This is a genomic window from Ornithinimicrobium pekingense DSM 21552 (assembly GCF_000421185.1).
GTDB lineage: Bacteria > Actinomycetota > Actinomycetes > Actinomycetales > Dermatophilaceae > Ornithinicoccus > Ornithinicoccus pekingensis.
This window is the reverse complement of the sequence record NZ_ATWJ01000009.1, coordinates 105,886-126,718: the sequence shown is the minus strand read 5'-3', so window position 1 is coordinate 126,718 and position 20,833 is coordinate 105,886. Positions and strand designations below refer to the sequence as shown.

Annotated in this window: 17 protein-coding genes; 4 read left to right on the top strand and 13 right to left on the bottom strand. The window is 73.0% G+C overall.

What is annotated here, in order from left to right; genetic code table 11:
* Positions 1–8: 8 nt before the first annotated feature.
* From K330_RS0108090 to K330_RS0108055, 8 genes are all read right to left on the bottom strand, one after another.
* Positions 9–1,517 carry a DEAD/DEAH box helicase gene (locus K330_RS0108090; protein ID WP_022921330.1) on the bottom strand — a complete coding sequence of 503 codons (1,509 nt, stop codon included), beginning with the start codon at positions 1,515–1,517 and terminating at the stop codon, positions 9–11.
* A gap of 179 nt (positions 1,518–1,696) precedes the next feature.
* Entirely contained in the window at positions 1,697–2,743 is a 1,047-nt protein-coding gene (locus K330_RS0108085) for an NAD(P)-dependent alcohol dehydrogenase (protein WP_022921329.1), read from the bottom strand.
* A gap of 64 nt (positions 2,744–2,807) precedes the next feature.
* Complete coding sequence (locus K330_RS0108080) at positions 2,808–4,625, bottom strand: DUF5671 domain-containing protein (protein ID WP_022921328.1); 1,818 nt, start codon at positions 4,623–4,625, stop codon at positions 2,808–2,810.
* Entirely contained in the window at positions 4,583–5,035 is a 453-nt protein-coding gene (locus tag K330_RS0108075; protein ID WP_156875741.1) for a hypothetical protein, read from the bottom strand. The genes K330_RS0108080 and K330_RS0108075 overlap by 43 nt, the downstream gene beginning before the upstream one ends.
* Positions 5,036–5,143: 108 nt before the next feature.
* Positions 5,144–7,612: a DNA gyrase/topoisomerase IV subunit A gene (locus K330_RS0108070; protein ID WP_022921326.1), complete on the bottom strand. Its 2,469-nt coding sequence runs from the start codon at positions 7,610–7,612 to the stop codon at positions 5,144–5,146.
* A 161-nt stretch (positions 7,613–7,773) separates the two neighbouring features.
* Positions 7,774–9,516 (bottom strand): cell wall-binding repeat-containing protein, encoded by a 1,743-nt coding sequence (locus tag K330_RS0108065; protein ID WP_022921325.1) that lies wholly within the window; start codon positions 9,514–9,516, stop codon positions 7,774–7,776.
* A gap of 86 nt (positions 9,517–9,602) precedes the next feature.
* A complete protein-coding gene (locus tag K330_RS0108060; protein ID WP_022921324.1) occupies positions 9,603–10,475 on the bottom strand; it encodes an ABC transporter permease in 873 nt (290 codons plus the stop codon).
* A complete protein-coding gene (locus K330_RS0108055) occupies positions 10,472–11,449 on the bottom strand; it encodes a daunorubicin resistance protein DrrA family ABC transporter ATP-binding protein (RefSeq protein WP_022921323.1) in 978 nt (325 codons plus the stop codon). Before K330_RS0108055 ends, K330_RS0108060 begins: the two co-directional genes overlap by 4 nt.
* A gap of 69 nt (positions 11,450–11,518) precedes the next feature.
* Between K330_RS0108055 and lhpI the strand changes: the two genes are divergently transcribed.
* Both lhpI and K330_RS0108045 read left to right on the top strand, forming a co-directional pair.
* The gene (gene lhpI / locus K330_RS0108050) at positions 11,519–12,460 is read left to right on the top strand and encodes a bifunctional Delta(1)-pyrroline-2-carboxylate/Delta(1)-piperideine-2-carboxylate reductase (protein WP_022921322.1); all 942 of its coding nucleotides are present in this window, start codon (positions 11,519–11,521) and stop codon (positions 12,458–12,460) included.
* A 26-nt stretch (positions 12,461–12,486) separates the two neighbouring features.
* On the top strand, positions 12,487–14,385 hold the full coding sequence (locus K330_RS0108045) for a helix-turn-helix domain-containing protein (protein ID WP_029202460.1): 1,899 nt from the start codon (positions 12,487–12,489) through the stop codon (positions 14,383–14,385).
* A gap of 106 nt (positions 14,386–14,491) precedes the next feature.
* Here the strand turns inward: K330_RS0108045 and K330_RS0108040 are convergent, their stop codons facing one another.
* From K330_RS0108040 to K330_RS0108020, 5 genes are all read right to left on the bottom strand, one after another.
* Positions 14,492–15,553 (bottom strand): branched-chain amino acid ABC transporter permease, encoded by a 1,062-nt coding sequence (locus tag K330_RS0108040; protein WP_022921321.1) that lies wholly within the window; start codon positions 15,551–15,553, stop codon positions 14,492–14,494.
* Positions 15,550–16,419, bottom strand: a complete 870-nt coding sequence (locus K330_RS0108035; RefSeq protein WP_022921320.1) for a branched-chain amino acid ABC transporter permease — start codon at positions 16,417–16,419, stop codon at positions 15,550–15,552. The genes K330_RS0108040 and K330_RS0108035 overlap by 4 nt, the downstream gene beginning before the upstream one ends.
* An 84-nt stretch (positions 16,420–16,503) precedes the next feature.
* Positions 16,504–17,751 carry an ABC transporter substrate-binding protein gene (locus tag K330_RS0108030; protein ID WP_022921319.1) on the bottom strand — a complete coding sequence of 416 codons (1,248 nt, stop codon included), beginning with the start codon at positions 17,749–17,751 and terminating at the stop codon, positions 16,504–16,506.
* 85 nt (positions 17,752–17,836) lie between these two features.
* Complete coding sequence (locus K330_RS0108025) at positions 17,837–18,532, bottom strand: ABC transporter ATP-binding protein (protein ID WP_022921318.1); 696 nt, start codon at positions 18,530–18,532, stop codon at positions 17,837–17,839.
* Positions 18,525–19,322, bottom strand: coding sequence for an ABC transporter ATP-binding protein (locus K330_RS0108020; RefSeq protein WP_022921317.1), 798 nt, complete (start codon positions 19,320–19,322; stop codon positions 18,525–18,527). Before K330_RS0108020 ends, K330_RS0108025 begins: the two co-directional genes overlap by 8 nt.
* A gap of 178 nt (positions 19,323–19,500) precedes the next feature.
* On the opposite strand from K330_RS0108020, the gene K330_RS0108015 reads away from it, so the two are divergent.
* Both K330_RS0108015 and K330_RS24530 read left to right on the top strand, forming a co-directional pair.
* Positions 19,501–20,238 (top strand): 3-hydroxybutyrate dehydrogenase, encoded by a 738-nt coding sequence (locus K330_RS0108015; protein ID WP_029202457.1) that lies wholly within the window; start codon positions 19,501–19,503, stop codon positions 20,236–20,238.
* Positions 20,239–20,260: 22 nt separating this feature from the next.
* Entirely contained in the window at positions 20,261–20,833 is a 573-nt protein-coding gene (locus K330_RS24530; RefSeq protein ID WP_022921315.1) for an SHOCT domain-containing protein, read from the top strand.

Sequence of the window (20,833 nt, the reverse complement as noted above, 5' to 3'; positions counted from 1 at the left end):
CCGGCGGGTCAGCCCCGGCGGCCGCCGCCCCGCGAGGAGGTCGAGAACGCCACGACCGAGCCGCCGGTGCCGGCGCCCTGGCGGCCCCTGCCGCCCTGGCCGCGGCCGGTGCCCTGGCCGCGACCGGTGCCCTGGCCGCGGCCGGCGGTCTGGCCGCGGCCGCCACCCTGGGAGTCGCCCTGACGTCGGGCCTGGCCGCGACCGCGCGCCGGGGCCTGGCCCTGACCCTGGCCGCGGGACCGGCCCCGACCGCCTCCGGAGCGCTGGCCGCCACCGCCCGGCCGGCCGGAGCCGTCGGCCCGGGGGGCTCCGGCGGTGACGTCGGTGGCATACCCGCCCGGCACGAGCGCGCGCTCACCCGGGGCGAGCTCACCGAGCAGCGGGTGACGCCGGTCGACCCGGGTCGTGACCGGCTTGATGCCCGCGGCGCGGGTCAGCGAGCGGACGTCCCTGACCTGGTCGTCGGTCATCAGGGTCACGACCGTGCCCTCGTTGCCCGCGCGGGCGGTGCGGCCCGAGCGGTGCAGGTAGGCCTTGTGCTCCACCGGCGGGTCGGCGTGGATGACCAGTCCGACGTCGTCCACGTGGATGCCGCGGGCGGCGATGTCGGTGGCGACCAGGGTCGGGGCCGACCCGGAGGAGAACGCGTCGAGGTTGCGCACGCGGGCGTTCTGGCTCAGGTTGCCGTGCAGGTCGACCGCGGGGACGCCGGCGGCGTTGAGCTGACGGGCCAGCTTCTTGGCGCCGTGCTTGGTGCGCGTGAACATGATGACCTTGCCGGGGGCCGCGGCCAGGTCGGTCAGGACGTGGAGCCGCTCGGCCGCGTCGACGTGGAGCACGTGGTGGCTCATGGTCGAGACGGGAGACTGCGCCGAGTCCGCGTGGTGGGTGACGGGCCGGTCGAGGTAGCGCTTGGCGATCACGTCGATGCCGGCGTCGAGGGTGGCGGAGAAGAGCATCCGCTGCCCGCTCCGTGGCGTCCGGTCGAGGAGCCGCTTGACCGCGGGCAGGAAGCCCAGGTCGGACATGTGGTCGGCCTCGTCGAGGACCGTGACCTCGATGCGCGAGAGGTCGGCGTGGCCCTGGCCGATCAGGTCCTCCAGACGGCCCGGCGTGGCGATGAGCACGTCGACACCGGACTGCAGGGCCCGCACCTGCGGGTTCTGGCCGACGCCGCCGAAGATGGTCAGGCTGCGCAGCCCGGCCGCCGCGGCCAGCGGGGCGAGGGACTCGTCGATCTGACGGGCGAGCTCGCGCGTCGGGGCGAGCACGAGGGCTCGGGGGGCACGGCCGCGTCGTGAGGTCGCCGCACGGTCCGCCATGAGGCGGGCCACCAGCGGCAGCAGGAAGGCGTAGGTCTTGCCCGAGCCGGTGCGCCCGCGGCCGAGGACGTCGCGTCCGGCCAGGGAGTCGGGCAGGGTGGCCGCCTGGATCGGCGTGGGGGTGGTGATGCCGAGCTCGGCGAGGGGGGAGGTCAGGGAGGCGGGCACGCCGAGGTCGGCGAAGCTGGAAGTCACAGAGATGGTCTTTCGGGACGGTCGGGGTGTCCCACCCGGCGCGCAGGCCCGGGGGCGGCGCGACCTTGGCCGGCCGAGAAGGGCCGACATGATCATGCGCCCCGAGGTGAGACGGTGCGGGGCGCTGCGACCAGTCTACCCGCACCGGCGCCCCGCGGCCGTCATCGCCCCGCCGCGCGTCACCAGCCGTGCGGCACGACCACCGCCCGGGCGCTCAGCTCACCGTCGCGCAGCCTCGCGTAGGCGTCGAGCGCGTCGTCCATCCGGTAGCGCTCGACGACCGGGGTGATCTGCCCGGCGCGGTACATCGCCACGACCTCGTGCAGGTCCTCGATCGTGCCCCAGTAGGTCGAGGAGAAGGTGACCTCGTAGGGGACGGTGAAGAAGTTCCACGGGTAGGTGCCGCCGCCGATGCCGACCACGGTCAGCGCGCCCAGCTGCGCGACGGTCGACGCGGCGAGGGCGAGCGTGGCGTCGACGCCCACCATGTCGAACACCGCGTCCACGCCCCGGCCGCCGGTCAGCTCCTTGATGCGCTCGACCTGGCCCTCACCGCCCGGCACGGTCAGCGCGCCGTGCGCCTCGGCCTGCTCCATCGCCTCGGGCTTGAGGTCCGTCGCGATGACGGTCGCCCCCGTGAGGGCACGCAGGATCTGCACGGCGACCAGGCCCAGGCCGCCCAGCCCGATCACCAGGGCGGACCGCCCGCCACCGGCGAGGTGGGGCATCGCGCGTCTGATCGCGTGGTACGGCGTCAGACCCGCGTCCGCCAGCGGGGCGGCAGCCACGGGGTCGGCGTCCCCCAGCGGGACGAGGTTGCGGGCGGGCGCGACGAGGTAGTCCGCCATGCCGCCGTCCCGACCGAGGCCCATCGCGGCGTACCCGACCTCGTGGGGCCGCGCGCAGTAGGTGTCCTGACCCCGGGAGCAGGCGGGGCAGCGACCGCAGCCGGTCGGGCCGTAGACCAGGTAGGCCTCGCCCTGGCTGAACCCGGTCACGCCCGGTCCCACCTCCTCGACCCATCCGGAGGTCTCGTGGCCGAGGATGAAGGGCGGGGTCAGCAGCCCGGTGGGGTCGCCCTCGAAGTCGTGGAACAGCCCGACGTCGGAGTGGCAGGCTCCTGCCCCGGCGACCTTGAGGAGCACCTCACCGGGACCGGGAACGGGTCGCTCGACCTCCCGGAGCACGGGGAAGGTCTTGTACCCCTCGAACACGACTGCACGCATCACGGCCTCCTCGGTGAGAGAGGGCCGGTGTGTCGGCCATGGTGGCCGGACAGGGACCGGGCCTCTACGACATAGTGTAGTTGGTCAGCTCGACCGGTACGACCGTCACTCCGTCGGTGCCGGCGAGGACGACCACCGCCGGGGCCGGTGCCTCGTCCAGGGCCGCCACGAGGTCGTCCACGGACCAGGGCGCCGGCTGCAGGTCGGTGCGTCGCAGGAGCTGGACCCGCGCGCCGGAACGCTCCTGCAGCTCGGTGACGACCGCGGGGTCGGCCGCCCCGACGAGCAGGACCTGACGCGGGGGCGCACTGGCGGTCACCGGGCGCTCCTGCGAGGCCGTCCCGGAGAGCGCGGCGCGGTCGGCGCGGAAGACGGTCCAGTGGTAGGCCGACAGCAGGGACGTCGTGGCCAGGATGCCGATCGGGAAGCGGATGCTGCGCATCGTCTCGAGGTCGACGCCACCGGCCAGGGCGTCCTCGAGGAGGAGGTAGACCAGCGTGATGAGGGTGACGACCGCGGCGACCCCCGACAGGCCGAAGAGCACCAGCAGGTAGCTGCGCCGGGTGGGCGATCGCAGCTCGGCCGCAGCCGCGGTGGCGCGCGCGTGCTCGGCCTGGCGCCAGTGCCACCACCACACCGGTGCCCCCACCGCCAGCAGGACCAGTGCGGCGAGGAGGGCGTTGAGGGCGCTGCCCCCGACGACCAGGTCGCTGCCGCTGGCGATGGCCTCGACGACGGTGACGAGCACCATGACGAGGCCCGCCGCCGCCGCGAGCAGCCCGACCGCCGAGAGCAGGTACTCGTAGACCCGGCGGACCTCGGTGCGCCGCTCGCGGGTGGCCCCCAGCACCTCCCGGTGGTACCACCACACGACCAGGCCGACCGCGAGCACGGCCAGCTCGCCCGGGACCGTGGAGAAGTGGTCCGTGGCGGTGCGTGCCGCCGGCTCGCCGACCAGCCAGACGAGCACGGCATACCCCAGCAGGCTCGCCGCGACGACCGCGGCGAGCAGCCCGCCCGCCACCCCGGCGAGCAGCACGAGGGCCAGCCAGCCGGTGTCGCGCGGGCCGCGCGCGGTGGCCAGCGCCCAGTAGACGACCCATGCCGCGGCGCCGACCAGGAACGTCGGGGCGCCGGTGAGGATGTCGTCCACCGTGCCGCCGACGAGCGTGTCGCGGGTCAGCCCGAGCAGCTCGCGCAGGGCGGGCGACAGGGTCTGGGCCAGGCCGGTCGCCGCCGTGCCCAACCCGACCAGCGAGCCGACGAGGAGCAGCGGACGCAGGTGCCCGCCGGGGGTGACCGAACGGCCCCACCAGTGGTGGGCCGCCCAGATCGCGGTCCAGACCACGGCCGTCGCCAGCTGCGTCCCGCGGTAGGGGGCCTCCGTGAGCAGCCCGGCCAGGGCCCCGTGCCAGGCGACCATGGCCACCACGAGGGAGACCAGCCCCACGAGCGTCAGGTAGGCGGCCCAGCCCAGCGAGCGTGACTCCTGCGCGTCCTCGCGCAGGCGGCGGTAGGTCCACCAGGCCAGGGCGGCCCAGATCGGCAGCGCGATGAGGGTGAAGGTGAGCTGCAGCGCCAGCCCGGAGTCGTCGCGCACCAGGACCGGGTCGCGGTCGAGCAGCCGCCCCAGCAGCCCCGCCACCCCGCTGGCGGCGGAGAAGAGCAGCCCCGCGAGCAGGAGGTACTGGAAGAACCGGCGGACCGCGTGGCCGCTGACCAGTCCTTCGTCACCGGCCGCGTGCTCACCCGTGCCCCGGCGCCGCACCACCGTCACCACGACCGCCGCCACGCCCGCCAGGAGGGCAAGGGGGACCAGGCTGCCCAGGATGCCGATGATCACGGTGCCGGCCTCGGGGCCTGGCAGCCGTACATCGGCCACGGCTCGCCGGTGACGACCCAGTGCTCGCCGTCGCGGCGCAGGTCGAAGCGCAGCTCGTCGCGCCATTCGCCGGCGCCGAACGGTCCCTCGCCGTCATGGACCACGTCGACGCGCACCGTGGCCTCGGCACCGTCCAGCTCGACGTCGCGCAGGACGATCCGTCCGTCCGAGGGCTCCCCGACCAGACGCAGGTCCTCCTCGGTGCAGGGCCCCTCAGGGTCCAGACGGGCGGCCGCAGCCTCCCGGTCACCCTCGACGACCGCGGCGACGTAGTCGCGCACCGCAGCCTCCGGGGATCCCTCCGTCAGCTGCGGTCCCGGTCGCGTCGCCGACAGCACCGCGGCCACGACGGCCACGAGCAGCAGCACCCCCACCGCGACCGCCAGCACGACGCCGGCCCTGTTCCTCATGAGGTCAGCGTCCCACCCACGCAGGCTCCGGCGCACCGAGACGTGCGTCACACCCGGCGGGCGTCATCGCAGGTCACGGCGCGCGTCGACGGACCTCGGGGCGTGCCCTCAGGACGACACGGCACTGATCGGTGCTGCGGCAGGGACGCCGGAGCCGTCCCGCTTGTCGTTGGTCTCGGGCAGGTCGACGGCGACCCCGTTGGGCGAGGCGGCGAGCGGGGGAGCGGCACCGGCCCACCCCAGGGTCAGGACCGACTCGCCGCGCAGGAACCGGTGGCAGCGCACGCCGCCGGTCGCCCGGCCCTTGGGCGGGTAGGCCCACATGTCGGTCACCTTGACCGACCCCACCTCGGTGCCGGGCGGTGCGTCGGCGGACCCGGAGACCGTCACGACGACGTTCTCGGCGGCCGGGTCGACCGTGCTGAAGCCGACGACCGTCGCACCCGGGGCCAGCTTGATGCCGGCCATGCCGCCGCCGGAGCGGCCCTGGGGGCGCACCAGGGATGCTGAGTAGTGCAGCAGCTGGGCGTCGGAGGTGACGAACACCAGGGACTCCTCCCCGGTGGCCAGCTGGGCGGCCCCGACGACACGGTCGCCGTCCTTGAGGCTGATCACCTCGAAGGACTCCTTGTTGCCCGGGAAGTCGGGGTTGACCCGCTTCACCACGCCCTGGCGCGTGCCCAGGGCCAGTCCAGGCCCCTCGCCGGTGAGCGGGACGAGCGCGAGGACCGACTCCCCGGGCGGCAGGTCGACGAAGGCCGACAGGGGTGCGCCGCCGGACAGCGACGGCGCCCCGGCGGTCGGCGGGAGGCTGGGGAGCTCGACGACCGACAGCTTGACGACGCGGCCGGCAGAGGTCACCAGGCCGACGTGCCCGCGCGCGGTCGTGCGGGTCCGGGAGGTGATGACGTCGTGCTTGGCGCGACGGCCGCCGGTCTCCACCGGCTCCTCGCCGGTGGTGCGGGCGAGCAGGCCGGTGGAGGACAGCAGCACCCAGCACGGGTCGTCCGCGACCTCGAGCGAGGCGCCTCCCTTGGCACCGGTCGCGGCGGCGGACGTCGTGCCCGTGGCGCCGTCGGACTCCAGCAGGACCGTGCGGCGCGGGGTGCCGTGCTCCTTGGCCACCTCGGCGAGCTCCTCGCTGACCACCTGCAGCAGCAGCTGCGGGTCGTCGAGCATGGCCTGCAGGCGCTCGATCTCGCGCATGAGCTCGTCGCGCTCGGACTCGAGCTCGATCCGGGAGAACTTCGTCAGCCGGCGCAGCTGCAGGTCGAGGATGTGGTTGGCCTGGATCTCGGTCAGGTCGAAGACCTGCATCAGGCGGGTGCGGGCCGTGGCGACGTCCTCGGCGGCGCGGATGAGCTGGATGACCTCGTCGATGTCCAGGATCGCGACGAGCAGGCCCTCGACCAGGTGCAGCCGGTCCTTCTTCTTCCCGAGCCGGTGCTCGGTGCGGCGGCGCACGACCGAGGTGCGGAAGTCGACATACACAGCCAGCAGCTCGCGCAGGCCCAACGTGCGGGGCTGCCCCTCGACGAGCGCGACGTTGTTGATGCCGAAGGACTCCTCCATCGGCGTCAGCCGGTAGAGCTGCTCCAGGACTGCCTCGGGGTTGAAGCCGGTCTTGATCTCGATGACCAGGTGCAGGCCCTTGGTGCGGTCGGTGAGGTCGATGATGTCGGAGATGCCCTGCAGCTTCTTGGACTGCACGAGCTGCTTGACCTTCTCGATGACCTTCTCGGGGCCGACGAGGTAGGGCAGGTCGGTGACGACGATGCCCTTCTTGCGAGGCGTGACGTTCTCGATCCTGGCTGTCGCCCGGGTGCGGAAGGACCCGCGGCCGGTCTCGTAGGCGTCGCGGATCCCGTCCAGGCCCACGATGCGCCCGCCCAGCGGCAGGTCGGGCCCGGGGACGAAGCGCATCAGCGCCTCGAGGTCGGCGTCGGGGTTGGCGATGAGGTGGCGCGCGGCACCGATGACCTCGACGAGGTTGTGCGGAGCCATGTTGGTGGCCATGCCCACCGCGATCCCGGAGGCACCGTTGACCAGCAGGTTGGGGAAGGCGGCGGGCAGCACCTCCGGCTGCGTCAGCTGGTCGTCGTAGTTGGGGACGAAGTCGACCGTGTCCTCGTCGAGGCTGCCGGCCATGAGCAGCGCCGCGGGGGCCATCCGGGCCTCGGTGTACCGGCTCGCCGCCGGTCCGTCGTCGAGGGAGCCGAAGTTGCCGTGCCCGTCGACCAGCGGCAGGCGCATGGTGAATGGCTGGGCCATGCGCACCATCGCGTCGTAGATCGCCGTGTCGCCGTGCGGGTGGTACTTACCCATCACCTCGCCGACCACGCGCGAGCACTTCACGTGCCCCTTGTCGGGGCGCAGCCCCAGCTCGTGCATCGAGTAGAGGATGCGCCGCTGCACCGGCTTGAGGCCGTCGCGCGCGTCGGGCAGGGCCCGGGAGTAGATGACCGAGTAGGCGTACTCCAGGAAGGCCCCCTCCATCTCCTCCTGGACGTCGACCTCGACGATCTTCTCCTCGACGGCGAAGAGGTCCTCGCTCTGCGGCGGCTTGCGGCGGGCCATCGGTGTGCGTGCGCTCCTGCTCGGGTGCGGGGGGAGTGACAGGTGGTCACAGGGTATGCGGTGCGTGCCCGCGCCCTGCGCAGGCGCGGCGGGCGTCGGCGGCGGGCACGGGAGAGCGGGGCCCGCCGCGCGTGCACAGGCCCCGCCGGTCCCGTGGCTCGTCAGCCGTCACGCATGTCGGACACCGTCGTCATCGTGTAGCCGTTGTTCCGCAGGACGTCGACGATCTGCGGCAGGGCGGCGCCGGTGTTGTAGCCGCCCAGGTGGGCCAGCACGATCGACCCGGAGGCCGGGAGCGGGCTGGTGGTCCGGGACACGATCTGGGCGGTCGTGGTCGCCGTGTCCCAGTCGATCGTGTCGCGTGCCCACATCACCGTGACGGGGTAGCCGACGGCGGTCGCCTGCTCCCGGACGAAGGTGTTGTGCGCTCCGTAGGGCGGGCGCCAGTAGGGCTTCGTCGACAGCCCGGTCAGCCGGAGCAGGATCGCCTCGGCGTCCGTCAGCTCCTGCCGGATGAAGGAGGCCGTCATGTCCCGCTGGCACGGGGCCGACAGCGGTGAGCCGCCACCGCCGTTGACGAAGTCGCAGTGGTGCACGGTGTGGTTGCCGATCTCGAAGAGCTCGGGGTGCGCCGCGATCTTGGCCACCACCCTGCGGCCCTCGGTGGTGTCGGCCATGTAGGCGCTCGGGAAGAAGGTGGTGCACACCTGGTTGGCCACGAGGAAGTCCACGATCCCCTCGGCGCCGGTGAGCCGTCCGCCCATGTCGAGGGTGAAGGCCATCTTGCGGCTGGTGGTGCCGGAGACCGTCGTGAGGATCTGCGGCGAGCCGCCCGTGTAGTCGGGCCCGGCCCAGCAGACGCCGCGCTCGCGCTGGGCGGCCTTGGGCACCTCGATGGACAGGACCCCGGTGCCGCCGAGCACGTAGGCGGTCGTCGGCGTCAGCCGGTCGAGCTCGCCGGCGTACGGCAGGCTGGTGGGCCGCGCCAGCATGATCGGTCCACGGGTGTACTCCGCCCCGGGCACCCCGGCGAGGGCGTCGGGGAAGGTGCGGCCGCTGGCGATCATCACGCCGGGCCGCGAGGTGCCGAAGACCCGCTGGGAGACGGCCAGGGCGGTCGCGTAGCGGTCGGTGCCGAAGATCCGCTCGGTCGTCGTGATCGCGCGCAGCTGCCCGGCGACCGTCTCCGAGACCGCGGACGGGCCACCGATCAGCATGATGCGGCTGGGTGCGAGCCGGACGATCTCCTCGCGCACGGCGGCGGGCAGCGAGGCGTCGTCGGTGAGCAGGACGGGTGCGTCCTGGACCACCGCCGCGGCGCCGCCGGAGAGGGCGTCGGGGAAGTCGCGCCCGCTGGCGACGTAGACGGTGGCGGCGCCGCCCGGGAAGGCGGCCCGGCTCACCGCCACGGAGGTGGCGAAGCGGTCGGTCCCGCTGAGCCGGGTGACGGTCCCGGTCGTGTACTCGTCGAGCGCGGTCAGCACCGCGTTGCCCACCACGCCGGTGCCGCCGACGACCACGATGCGGCCGGGGCGGAGCCTGCGCAGCTCCGTCGCGGTGGGTGCGGGGACCGTGGTGGGCCGGACGAACAGCACGGGGCCGCCGGTGCGCGAGGCGGCCGGGCCGGCGCTCAGGGCGTCCGGGTAGTCCCCCCCGCCGGCGACGTAGGCCACCGCCGTCCCGGCCGGGACGAGACGACGGCTGATCGCGGCGGCGGTCAGGTAGCGGTCGCTGCCCGCCAGCCGCTCGACCCTGAAGTCCAGGTCGCCGTCCTGCAGGGTCGGCGCCGTCAGCACCGGTGCCGAGGGCACGACCTCGGTCGTGGGGGGGAAGGCGGCTGCGGTCGGTCCGACGACCAGTCCGAGGACGGCCGCCGCGGCGGTGAGCAGGTGGGTCGGTCTCATGGCACGCTCCTTCGCTGCGCCCGGGGTCGCCCGGAGCGAGCGGCCCCATACCCCTGTGTCGCAGGAGCGGACCGAAAGGTGCAGTGTCAGCGCGAGGAGGAGCGGCGGAACCTGGCGACCGCCAGCGGGACGAAGACCGCCAGCATGACGGCCGACCCCGCGACGACCGTCAGCACCGGGTGCTGCATCGGGAAGGTGTCCGGGACGGGTGCGGACCCGGTGTTGCCGAAGAGCTCGCGCGCCGCCTGGACCAGGGCCGACACCGGGTTCCAGTTGGCGAAGACCTCGAGCGGGCCCGGCAGGTTCGAGGACTGGACGAAGGCGTTGGAGATGAACGTCAGCGGGAAGAGGACCATGAAGGCCGCGTTGTTGATGACCTCGGGGGTGCGGACCATGATGCCGAGCAGGGCCATCACCCAGCTGAACGCGTAGCTGAAGAGCAGGAGGAGGCCCACCCCGGCGAGGAAGCGCGGCACCCCGTCCGAGAAGCGCCACCCCACCACGGCGCCGGCGCCGATCATGATGACCATCGAGACCGTGTTGAGCACGAGGTCGGCGTTCGTGCGGCCGACCAGGACCGCGGAGGAGTGCATCGGCAGGGTCCGGAAGCGGTCGATCAGCCCCTCCTTGAGGTCCTGGGCCATGAGGTAGCCGGAGAAGGTCGAGCCGAACAGGACCGTCTGCCCGAAGATTCCTGCCATGAGGTAGTCGGTGTAGTCACCCCCGTCGATGCGGATCGACCCGCCGTAGACCTGGGAGAAGAGGACGACGAACATGATCGGTTGCAGCACGGCGAAGACCATGACCTCGGGGTTGCGCCTGAGCTTGAGCAGGTTGCGCCAGGTGACCGTCCACCCGTCGGAGAACCACGTGGCCACCACCCCTCGCGGTGCGTCGGGTGCGGGCCGGTCGCCGGTCGGGCGGGCGGCCGGTGGGGGACGGTCGAGGTCGGTGGTCATGCGCTCTGCTCACTCTCGTCGTCGTCGGCCTGCTCGCGGCCGGTCAGGGTGAGGAAGACGTCGTCCAGCGTGGGACGCCGCATGCCCGCGTCGTGCAGCCGGACCCCCGCGTCGTCGAGCTCGGTGAGCACGCCCTGCAGCGTGGAGGGCCCGGCCTCGACCGCGACGTCGAGGGTCCTGCCCGACGCGTCGCTGCGCACCTCGCCGGTGCCGCGCCGCGCGAGGACCGACCTGGCCAGCCCCGCGTCGGCCTGCTCGACCAGGGTCAGGACGACCCGGTGGCCGCCCACCTGGGCCTTGAGCTCGTCGGCGGTGCCCTCGGCGATGACGCGCCCGTGGTCGACCACGCTGATGTGGTCGGCCAGGTAGTCGGCCTCCTCGAGGTACTGCGTGGTGAGCAGCACGGTCGTGCCGTCCCGCACGAGGTCGGCGATGACGTCCCACAGCCCGATCCGGCTGCGCGGGTCCAGGCCGGTGGTCGGCTCGTCGAGAAAGAGCACCGGCGGGGTGTTGACCAGCGCGCACGCCAGGTCGATGCGCCGCCGCATCCCGCCGGAGAAACCCTTGACCGGGCGGTCGCCGGCGTCGGAAAGGTCGAAGGCGTCGACCAGCTCCTGGGCCCGCTCCCGGGCGCGCCGACGGCCCAGGTGGTAGAGCCGCCCCACCATCTCCAGGTTCTCCCTGCCGGTGAGGTTCTCGTCCACGGCGGCGTACTGCCCGCTGGCCCCGATGACCCGCCGCACCTGCGCGGGCTCCGCCAGGACGTCGACCCCGGCGACCGAGGCGCGCCCGGAGTCGGGTCCGATCAACGTGTTGAGCACCTTGACCGCGGTCGTCTTGCCGGCCCCGTTGGGGCCCAGCAGGGCCTTGACCGTCGCTTCCGGCACCGACAGGCTCAGCCCGTCCAGCGCCCGGACCTCCCCGCTGCGCGAACGGTAGGTCTTGCGCAGGTCGTGCGCCTCGATCATCGCCACGACAGCGATCGTACGACCGACCACCGACGTGCCCCACCCGGTTTTCGACGGTGTGCTTGGGTGGCGGGTATGGAGCTGCTCGACGCCGCGCGGGTGCGCGCCCTGCTCGTCCCGGCCGATCTCGTGGAGGCGCTGCGCGCGGCCTTCGCCGAGCAGGAGCGCGTGGTGGTGCCTCACCGGGCCCACCACCGCGTCGACGAGCAGCGCGACGCCACCCTGCTCCTCATGCCCGCCTGGCAGACGGACGCCTGGATCGGGGTGAAGGTCGTGGGGCACTTCCCGCGCAACGGGGAGCAGGGCCTTCCGGCGATCCACGGGTCCTACCTGCTGCTCGACGCCGCGACGGGCCGGCCGGCCGCGGTGCTCGACGGCACCGAGCTGACGCGGTGGCGCACGGCGGCCGCCAGCGCGCTGGCCGCCGGCTACCTGGCCCCGCAGGTGGTGGAGGAGCACCTGCTCGTGGGCGCGGGCAACGTGGCGCACGCCGTGCCGCACTGCTACGCCGCCGTGCGCGAGGTGGGGCTGACCCGGGTGTGGGCCAGGGACCCCTCGCGGGCCGAGGGCCTCGTGGACCGGCTGCGGCAGGAGGGAGTCCGGGCCGAGGCGGCGCCGGACCTGCGGGAAGCCGTCCGCCGCGCCGACGTGGTCACCGCCGCGACCTCCGCCACCGAGCCGCTCGTGCTCGCCGAGGACGTGCGGCCCGGCACGCACGTCGACCTGGTCGGCGCCTTCACGCCGGCGATGGTCGAGGCGGACGAGGCGCTGGTGACCTCGGGCAGCCTGTTCGTCGACGTGCCGGAGGCGCTGGAGGAACCCGGAGACCTGGTGCAGCCGCTGCGCCGGGGCGCGCTGAGGCGGTCCGACGTGCGGGCCACCCTTGCCGACCTGGCGGCGGGACGGCACCCCGGGCGGACCGACGAGGAGGAGGTGACCGTCTTCAAGTCGGTGGGCACCGCCCTGGAGGACCTCACTGCGGCGCGCATCGTCTGGCAGGCGGCGTCGGGCGCCTGAGGCCCGGGCGCCTACAGTGTGGCGCCATGGACCGGACCGACTACGGCGAGCGCTACCTCACGCTGCTGGCCGAGGACCGGCCCGCCGCCGACTTCGAGCGGCTGCTGGCCCGGGCCCGGGGGGAGAAGGACCTGGCCCCGGAGGGGGTCCGCCGCATGCACGGCCTGGCGCTGCGGGCGCTGCGCACGCGTGAGCTCGGCCGTCGCCGGGAGAGCGAGCTGTCGGCGCTCTTCGACACCGTGGCCGACCTGGCCGCCCTCAAGGACCTCGACGACGTGCTCGAGGCCATCGTGCGCAGGGCGCGCACGTTGCTGGGCTGCGACGTCTCCTACCTCTCGCTGAATGACGACGAGGCGGGGGAGACCTACATGCGGATCACCCAGGGCATCCACAGCGAGGAGTTCCGCAACGTCCGGCTCGGTTTCGGCGAGGGCCTGGGCGGCCTCGTCGCGCAGACGGCGCGGCCCTACGCCACCGCCGACTACTTCTCCGACGACCGCTTCAACCACACCGGGACGATCGACAGCGCCGTGGGCAGCGAGGAGCTCACGGCCATCCTCGGCGTCCCGCTCCTGCTGGGGCGCACCGTCATCGGTGTCCTCTACGCCGCCAACCACGACGCCAGGCCGTTCTCCCGTGAGGACGTCGACCTGCTCACCAGCTTCGCCGCGCACGCCGCCGTCGCCCTGGACAACGCCCGGCGGATCGAGCAGACCGACGCGGCGCTGGCCGAGCTGGAGCAGACCGGCCGGCTGCTGCGACGCAACGTGGAGAGCGTGCAGCGTGCCGCGGACGCCCACGACCGGCTGGCCCACGTCGTGCTCCAGGGCGGCTCGCTGCAGGACGTGGCGACCGAGCTGCAGGACGTGCTGCAGCAGCACGTGCACATCATCGACAGCCGCGGCAGCATGCTCGCGGCCAGCGACCTCGACCGGGCGCCGACCGAGGAGGAGCTGGGCCTGGTCGCGCGGGCCCTGGACGACAACCGGGCGCACGTCGAGGACGGCGTGAGCATCGCGCCGGTGTGGGCCGGTGGTGCCCCGCTGGCCGCCGTCCTGCTCCGGGGCGAGGTCGACGACTCCGGGCGCCGCATCCTGGAGCGGGCGGCCTCGACGGCCGCTCTGCTGATGGTGGTGCAGCGCAGCGCGGCCGAGAGCCAGAGCCGCCTGCGCGGCGACCTGCTCCTCGACATCGTGGTGGGCCGGGCGGGGCCGGGGTCCCTGGCCGCCCGGGCCAGCCTCCTCGGCACCGACCTGTCCGAGCCGCACGCCGTGCTGGTCGTCGACGGCGCCGACCCCCAGCTCGTCCAGCTCGTCGGGGACCTCGCGGCGTCCCGCGCGGGCCTCAGCGCGGAGGTGGGCGAGCGGCTGGTCGTCGTCGTGCCCGACGGCGACCCGGTCGAGGTCGGTCGGTCCGTGGTGCAGCGCGCCGGCGGGGCGGGCGGTGGGGTCGTCCCGGGGCGTGCGGCGGGCACGGCCCGGACGGTCGGCCGCGCCCGGCCGACGGTGGGCGCGGCCGGTCCGGTGACCGGGGTCGAGGGGCTGCGCGCGGCCTACCACGAGGCGACCCGGTGCCTGGACGCGCTGCTGGCCCTGGGGCGGCGCGGTGACGTCGCCGACGCGGCGACGCTCGGGTTCGTGGGGCTGCTCCTGGGCCGGGGTGACCCCGGTGACCACGTGCGGGCCCGGCTCGGACCGGTGCTCGACTACGACGAGCTCCGCGGCACGTCCCTGGTCGAGACGCTCGAGGCCTGGCTGGCCGAGGACCGGCACCTGTCACGCACCGGGGACCGGCTCCACGTGCACCCCAACACCGTCACGCAGCGGCTGGACCGGGTCGGCCAGCTCCTGGGCGACGGGTGGCAGTCTCCGGGGCGTCTGCTGGAGCTGGCGCTCGCGCTGCAGCTGCGACGCGTCCTGTCCTGAGGGGGCGGCCGCGCCTGGGGCCCGCCCCCGGGACGCCGTCGCGCCACGCGGCCCGGGACGGGACTGCGTGGCGCGACGAGAGAGGAGGGGAGAGAAGGGCCGGACCCTAGCGGCCGTCCTCGCCGTCGGCGGCGCCGACCGCCTCGTCGGCAGGCCTGCGGCCGGTGCGACGCGCGACCGCGTCGGCGACCGTGCCCCAGACACCCCGGCGGAAGAGCAGCACGACAATGATGAAGACCGAGCCGGTGATGATGCCGATGCCGTCGAAGCCGGAGGAGGCGAGCTGGTCCTCGAGGATGACGATGACGACCGCGCCGACGATCGCGCCCCAGAGGGTGCCGATGCCCCCGAGGACGGTGATCAGCACCACCTTGCCGGACGTCTGCCAGGCGACCTCCTGCAGCGACACGAAACCGTGGCTGATGGCGAACAGCCCGCCCGCCACACCGGCCAGGCCGGCGGAGATGACGAAGACCATCACGCGGTACCTGTCCACGTCGTAGCCCAGCGCCCGCGCGCGGGCCGGGTTGTCCCGCGTGGCGACCAGCACCCTGCCGAAGGGGGAGTGGACCACCCGCCAGGCCAGCCACATACCCCCGATGATCATCGGCAGCGCCGCGTAGTAGAACCAGAAGGCCTCGCGCTCGACCGCCTCGACGCCGAAGAATCCGGCGGGGACACCCTGCAGGCCGTTCTCGCCGCCGGTCAGGCCCCGCCACTGGTTGACGACGAAGAACAGCATCTGGGCGAAGGCGAGGGTGACCATCGCGAAGTAGATGCCGCTGCGCCGCACGGACAGCATGCCGATCGGCCAGGCCAGCGCCATCGCGAACACCGCGCCGACCAGCACCGCGAGCGGGAACGGCAGCCCCCAGTGGACGGCGGTCAGGCCCGCGACGTAGGCGGAGCCGCCCCAGAAGGCGGCGTGGCCGAAGGAGAGCAGCCCGGCGTAGCCCAGCAGCAGGTCGAGCGCCACCGCGAACAGCGCCCACGCGGCGATGTCCATCGCCACCGGCGGGTAGATCACCCAGGGCAGCACCAGGGCGAGGACCAGGCCGGCGGCCAGCAGCAGCCAGCGCCGGGTCGACCGGCCGAGAAAGCCTCGGGGCGCGGCGTCGGGCGAGGACGCCGCGGCGCCGCGCGCCGTGGTCTGGGTCGGTGCACTCATGCGTTCTCCTCGCGTCCGAACAGGCCGGCCGGCCGGATCAGGATGACCACCGCCATCAGGACGAAGATGACGATCTGGGACAGGGTCGGCGCGTACGCCTGGCCGAAGGCCTCGACCAGGCCGACGAGGAAGCCGGCCACGACCGCGCCGACGATCGAGCCCAGCCCGCCGATGACGACGACGGCGAACAGGATGATGATGAAGCTCGAGCCCATGTCGGCCGTGATCGCCCGGAACGGGGCGGCCAGGACGCCGGCCAGACCGGCCAGGGCGATGCCGAAGCCGAACACCGGGGTGACCCAGCGGCTGACGTCGACACCCAGCGCCCGGGTCAGTTCGGACTTCTCGGTCGAGGCCCGCACGATCATCCCGATCCGGGTGCGGGTCATCAGCAGCCAGACGCCAAGGCAGACCAGCAGCGAGAACACCAGCACGAAGACCTGGTAGGTGGGCAGGCGGACGTCGCCCACGCTCAGCTGGCCGGTGAGGATCTCCGGGCGGGTGTAGGGCAGCCCGGAGACGCCGTACTGCCGCTTGACCAGGTCGACGAGCAGCAGCGACAGCCCGAAGGTGAGCAGGAAGTTGTAGAGCGGGTCCAGCGCGGTGAGCCGGCTGACCAGCAGCCGCTCGAGCAGGACTCCGAAGACGAACATCAGGACGGGCACGACCAGCAGCGCGACCCAGAAGTTCATGCCGACCAGGTCGAGCAGGACCGCGGCCGTGACGGCGCCGAGCATGTAGCAGGCGCCGTGGGCGAAGTTCACGACGCCGAGCACGCCGAAGATGATCGCCAGCCCCAGCGCGGCCAGCGCGTAGAAGCTGCCGGCGGCCAGGCCCTGGACCGTGTACTGCAGGATCTCGTTCAATGCCTCTCCTCGGGCGGGGGGTGAGACCGGGCGTCCCCGGGACGGGGGGTGAGGACGCCCGGCCTCGTGGTGCGAGGGTGGGCGTCAGCCCATCGAGCAGGAGGAGTCCTCCAGCGGCATGAAGGCGTCCTCGGCGGGGATCGTGCTCACGATCTCCTCGTAGTCCCACTCCTCCTCGACGGCGTCGGGCGACTTGACCTTGGCCAGGTAGACGTCGTGGATGACGCGGTGGTCCTCGGCACGGACCTTGCCGTTCTTGAGGAAGACGTCGTCGATCTCCTTGCCCTCCAAGTGACCCACGACCGTGTCGGCGTCGTCGGTGCCCTCGGCCTGGACGGCCTCGAGGTACTGCAGCGCCGCCGAGTAGTTGGCCGCGTGCGCGAAGGACGGGCGGGTGCCGGTCTCGTCCAGGAAGCGGTCGGCCCAGGCGCGGTTCTCCTCGTCGAGGTTCCAGTACCACGCCTCGGCGAACTGCACGCCCTCGAAGGCCTCGACCCCGAGGGAGTGGATGTCGGTGATGAACATCAGGCCCACGGCCAGGTCGATCCCGTCGTCGGCGTAGCCGCCCTCGTTGTACTGCTTGACGAGGTTGATCAGGTCGCCACCGGCCTGCATGGCGCCGATGACGTCCGGCTCCGCGGAGGCCGCCTTGGTCAGGAAGGTGGTGAAGTTGTCGTTGGGGAACGGCGTGGCGATGTGGTCGCCGACCGTGCCTCCGGCGCCCTCGACGGCCGCGGTGAAGGACTTGTCCATGTCCTGGCCGAAGGCGTAGTCGGGGTAGATGATCTGCCAGTCGGTGCCACCGGCCTCGGCGATGGCCGTGCCGGTGGTCTGGGCCAGCTGGTAGGTGTCGTAGGCCCAGTGGAAGGTGTACTTGTTGCACTGGCCGTTGGTCAGCTCGGTGGTGCCGGCGCCGATGTTGATGTAGAGCTTCTGCTGCTCGGCGGCCTGGGTGGCCACCGCGAGAGCGGCGGAGGAGGTCGGCACGTCGAGGATGATGTCGGCGCCCTCGCGGTCGTAGAGCTCCTGGGCCTTGGTGTTGGCGATGTCCGGCTTGTTCTGGTGGTCGGCCGAGACGACCTCGACCTCCTCGACCACGGCGTCGTCGCCGTACTTCTCCTGGAAGTCCGCGACGGCCATCTCCACGGCCTTGACGCTGTTGGGGCCGGACAGGTCCTTGTAGACGCCGCTCTGGTCGTTGAGGACGGCGAGGGTGACCTTGCCGTCGGTGAACTCTCCGTCACCACCCCCCGGTCCGCCGCTTCCGCAGGCGGACAGGAGGAGGGCGGCCGAGCTCACGACGGCGGTCGCGACGAGACGCTTGCTGGACATGGGTGAATCTCTCCTTCGAGTTTCGGGACAAAGGGTGTGGACGGGGTATGGGGTGGGGCGGCGGCACCGGGACGGCGGAGCCGTCCTACATGCCGAGGTACTCCAGCAGCTCACCCTGACGGGCGGTGAACTCGGCGTTGTCGAGGTCGGCGGCCACGGTGCCCTCGGCCAGCACGTAGTGGCGGTCGGCCACGCTGGCGGCGAACGCGACGTTCTGCTCGACGAGCAGCACCGTCGAGCCGCGCTGCTTGACCTCCAGGACGATGTCGCGGATGCGCTGGACGATGACCGGCGCCAGGCCCTCGCTCGGCTCGTCCAGCAGCAGGACCCGGGCGCCGGTGCGCAGCACCCGTGCCACCGCGAGCATCTGCTGCTCACCGCCCGAGAGGGTGGTCCCCGGGGCCCGGCGGCGGTCGGCCAGGACCGGGAAGGCGTCGTAGACCTGCCGCAGCGACCAGGCCGAGTCGACGTGGGTGACCGGCGGCAGGGTGAGGTTCTCCTCGACGTTCAGCGAGGCGTAGATCCCGCGGTCGTCCTGCACCCACCCCAGCCCCAGGCGGGCCCGCTGGTGGGCGGGCGTACGGGTCAGGTCCTTCCCGGCGAGGGTGACCGACCCCCTGACGTCGCGGTGCAGGCCCATGATCGAGCGCAGCAGCGTGGTCTTGCCGGCGCCGTTGCGCCCGACCAGGGTGACGACCTCTCCCTCGCCGACGGTGATGTCGACCGCGTGCAGCGCCTGGGCCTCTCCGTAGAAGGCGTCGAGGCCGCGAATCTCAAGCATGGCTCTCCTCCCCGAGGTAGGCGCTGATGACGCGGGGGTCCGTCCGGACCCGCTCGTAGGTGCCCCGGGCCAGCACCTCGCCGGCCATGAGCACCGTGACGTGGTGGGCCAGGCTGCCGACCACATGCATGTTGTGGTCGACGAAGACGACGGTGCGGCCGGCCGCGATGCGGCGGACGAGCTCGATGGTGCGCTCGACGTCCTCGCGGCCCATGCCTGCGGTCGGCTCGTCCAGCAGCATCACCTTCGGGTCCAGGGCCAGCACGAGCGCCATCTCCAGCGCGCGCTTCTGGCCGTAGGCCAGCTCGCCGGCCGGGCGGTCGGCCAGGGCGGTCAGGCCGACCTGCTCGACGAGCTCGTCCGCGCGGCCGCGGTAGCGCAGCAGCGTGCGGTCCGAGCGCCAGAACCGCATACCCCCGCCGGCCATGCCCTGCAGGGCCAGCTCGAGGTGCTCGCGGGGGGTGAGGTTGTCGAAGAGGCTGGTGATCTGGAAGGAGCGGGCGACGCCCTCGTGGGCGATCTGCTCGGGCAGCTTGCCGGTGATGTCGGTGCCGTGGACCGTGATGGTGCCCGCGGTCGGCTTGATGAAACCGGTGAGCAGGTTGAACAGCGTGGTCTTGCCGGCGCCGTTGGGGCCGACGAGCGCGTGCACCTCGCCCTCGGCGACGTCGAGGTCCACCTCCTTGACGGCTCGGAAGCCGCGGAAGTCCTTGGTCAGGCCGCGGGCGGAGAGGGCGACGGTGCCCCGGGGCGCGTCCTCCGCGGCGGTCTCGAGATCGGCGTGGGTCATGACGACTCACCGTAGGGTCCGGGAACGGGCCGGCCTATGTGCAGCCAAGACACAATAGGTCGGGTTCATATGGACACAAGACACATCGACATGAACAGCTCGTCAGTTAAGGATGTCGAGACCATAGGTCACTCCCTGCACGGGCGAGGTGGCCGACGCGAGCGAGAAGAGGCGAGGCATGACGACACGTACGGTGCTGGTGACCGGTGGGGGCAGCGGGATCGGGGAGGCGGTCGCGCGGCGGGGGGCCCAGGACGGTTTCCGGGTCGTCGTGGCCGATCGGGACCGGGCCGCGGCCGAGCGGGTCGCCGGTGAGATCGGTGGCGAGGCGTGGGTGGTCGACCTGGCCGACACGGCCGCCCTGGAGGACCTGCGCCTGGAGTGCGACGTGCTCGTCAACAACGCCGGCGTCCAGCGGGTCTCGCCGATCCACGAGCTGGCGCCGGAGGACTTCCGGCTCATCCACCGCCTCATGCTGGAGTCGCCGTTCCTGCTGGTGCGCGCCGCGCTGCCGCACATGTACGAGCAGGGCTGGGGGCGGGTCATCAACATCTCCTCGGCGCACGGGCTGCGGGCCTCGGAGTTCAAGGCCCCCTACGTGTCCGCCAAGCACGGGCTGGAGGGGCTGTCGAAGGTGACGGCCCTGGAAGGTGCCGCCCACGGCGTGACGTCCAACTGCGTCAACCCCGGCTACGTGCGCACGCCGCTGGTGGAGCGGCAGATCGCCGACCAGGCACGCACCCACGGCATCCCCGAGAGCGAGGTCGTGGAGAAGATCATGCTCACCCGCGCGGCCATCAAGCGGATGATCGAGCCGGCCGAGGTGGCGGCCCTGGCCTCCTTCCTCATGTCCGACGACGCCGGCATGGTCACCGGCACCTCCTACGCGATGGACGGCGGCTGGACCGCCCAGTAGCGCGGGGGGTCAGAATGGCCGGGTGCGAGTCGATCCGAGCATCCCCGAGGATGCGCTCCTGGAGGTCCGGACCATCCTCGCCCGACGTCTCGGGACGGGGGAGCGGCCGCTCGGGGTCTTCGCCGTGTCCCGGCTCAGGCGCCTGGTCTCCTACCTGGTGGTGACCGACGTCCGGCTGGTCACGCTCGGGCTCCGCCACCAGGACCACCCCGTCGTCGACTCGGTGCGGCACTCGGTCGTCGAGAAGGTGCTGCTCGACCGGCGGTCGCTCCTCAGGTCGGGCGAGGTCCGCACCCGCGACACCTCCGGCGTCACGACATACCTCGGCTGTCTCGACCCCGGCCGCGGCGGCGCGGCGCTCGACCTCTTCGAGTCGGTGGTCGAGCAGGCCCGCTCCGGGACCGGTGCGATGACCACGATCCCGACACCTGCACCTCCGGGACCCCAGGGCGTGGTGCACGGTGCGCACGAGGGCGGTCCGGTCGGCGCCGACCCGCTCCCGCAGCAGCTCGGCGAGCTCGCCCGGCTGCACGAGGAGGGCCTGCTCACCGAGGACGAGTTCAGCGCCGCCAAGGCTCGGCTGCTGGGCCTGTGA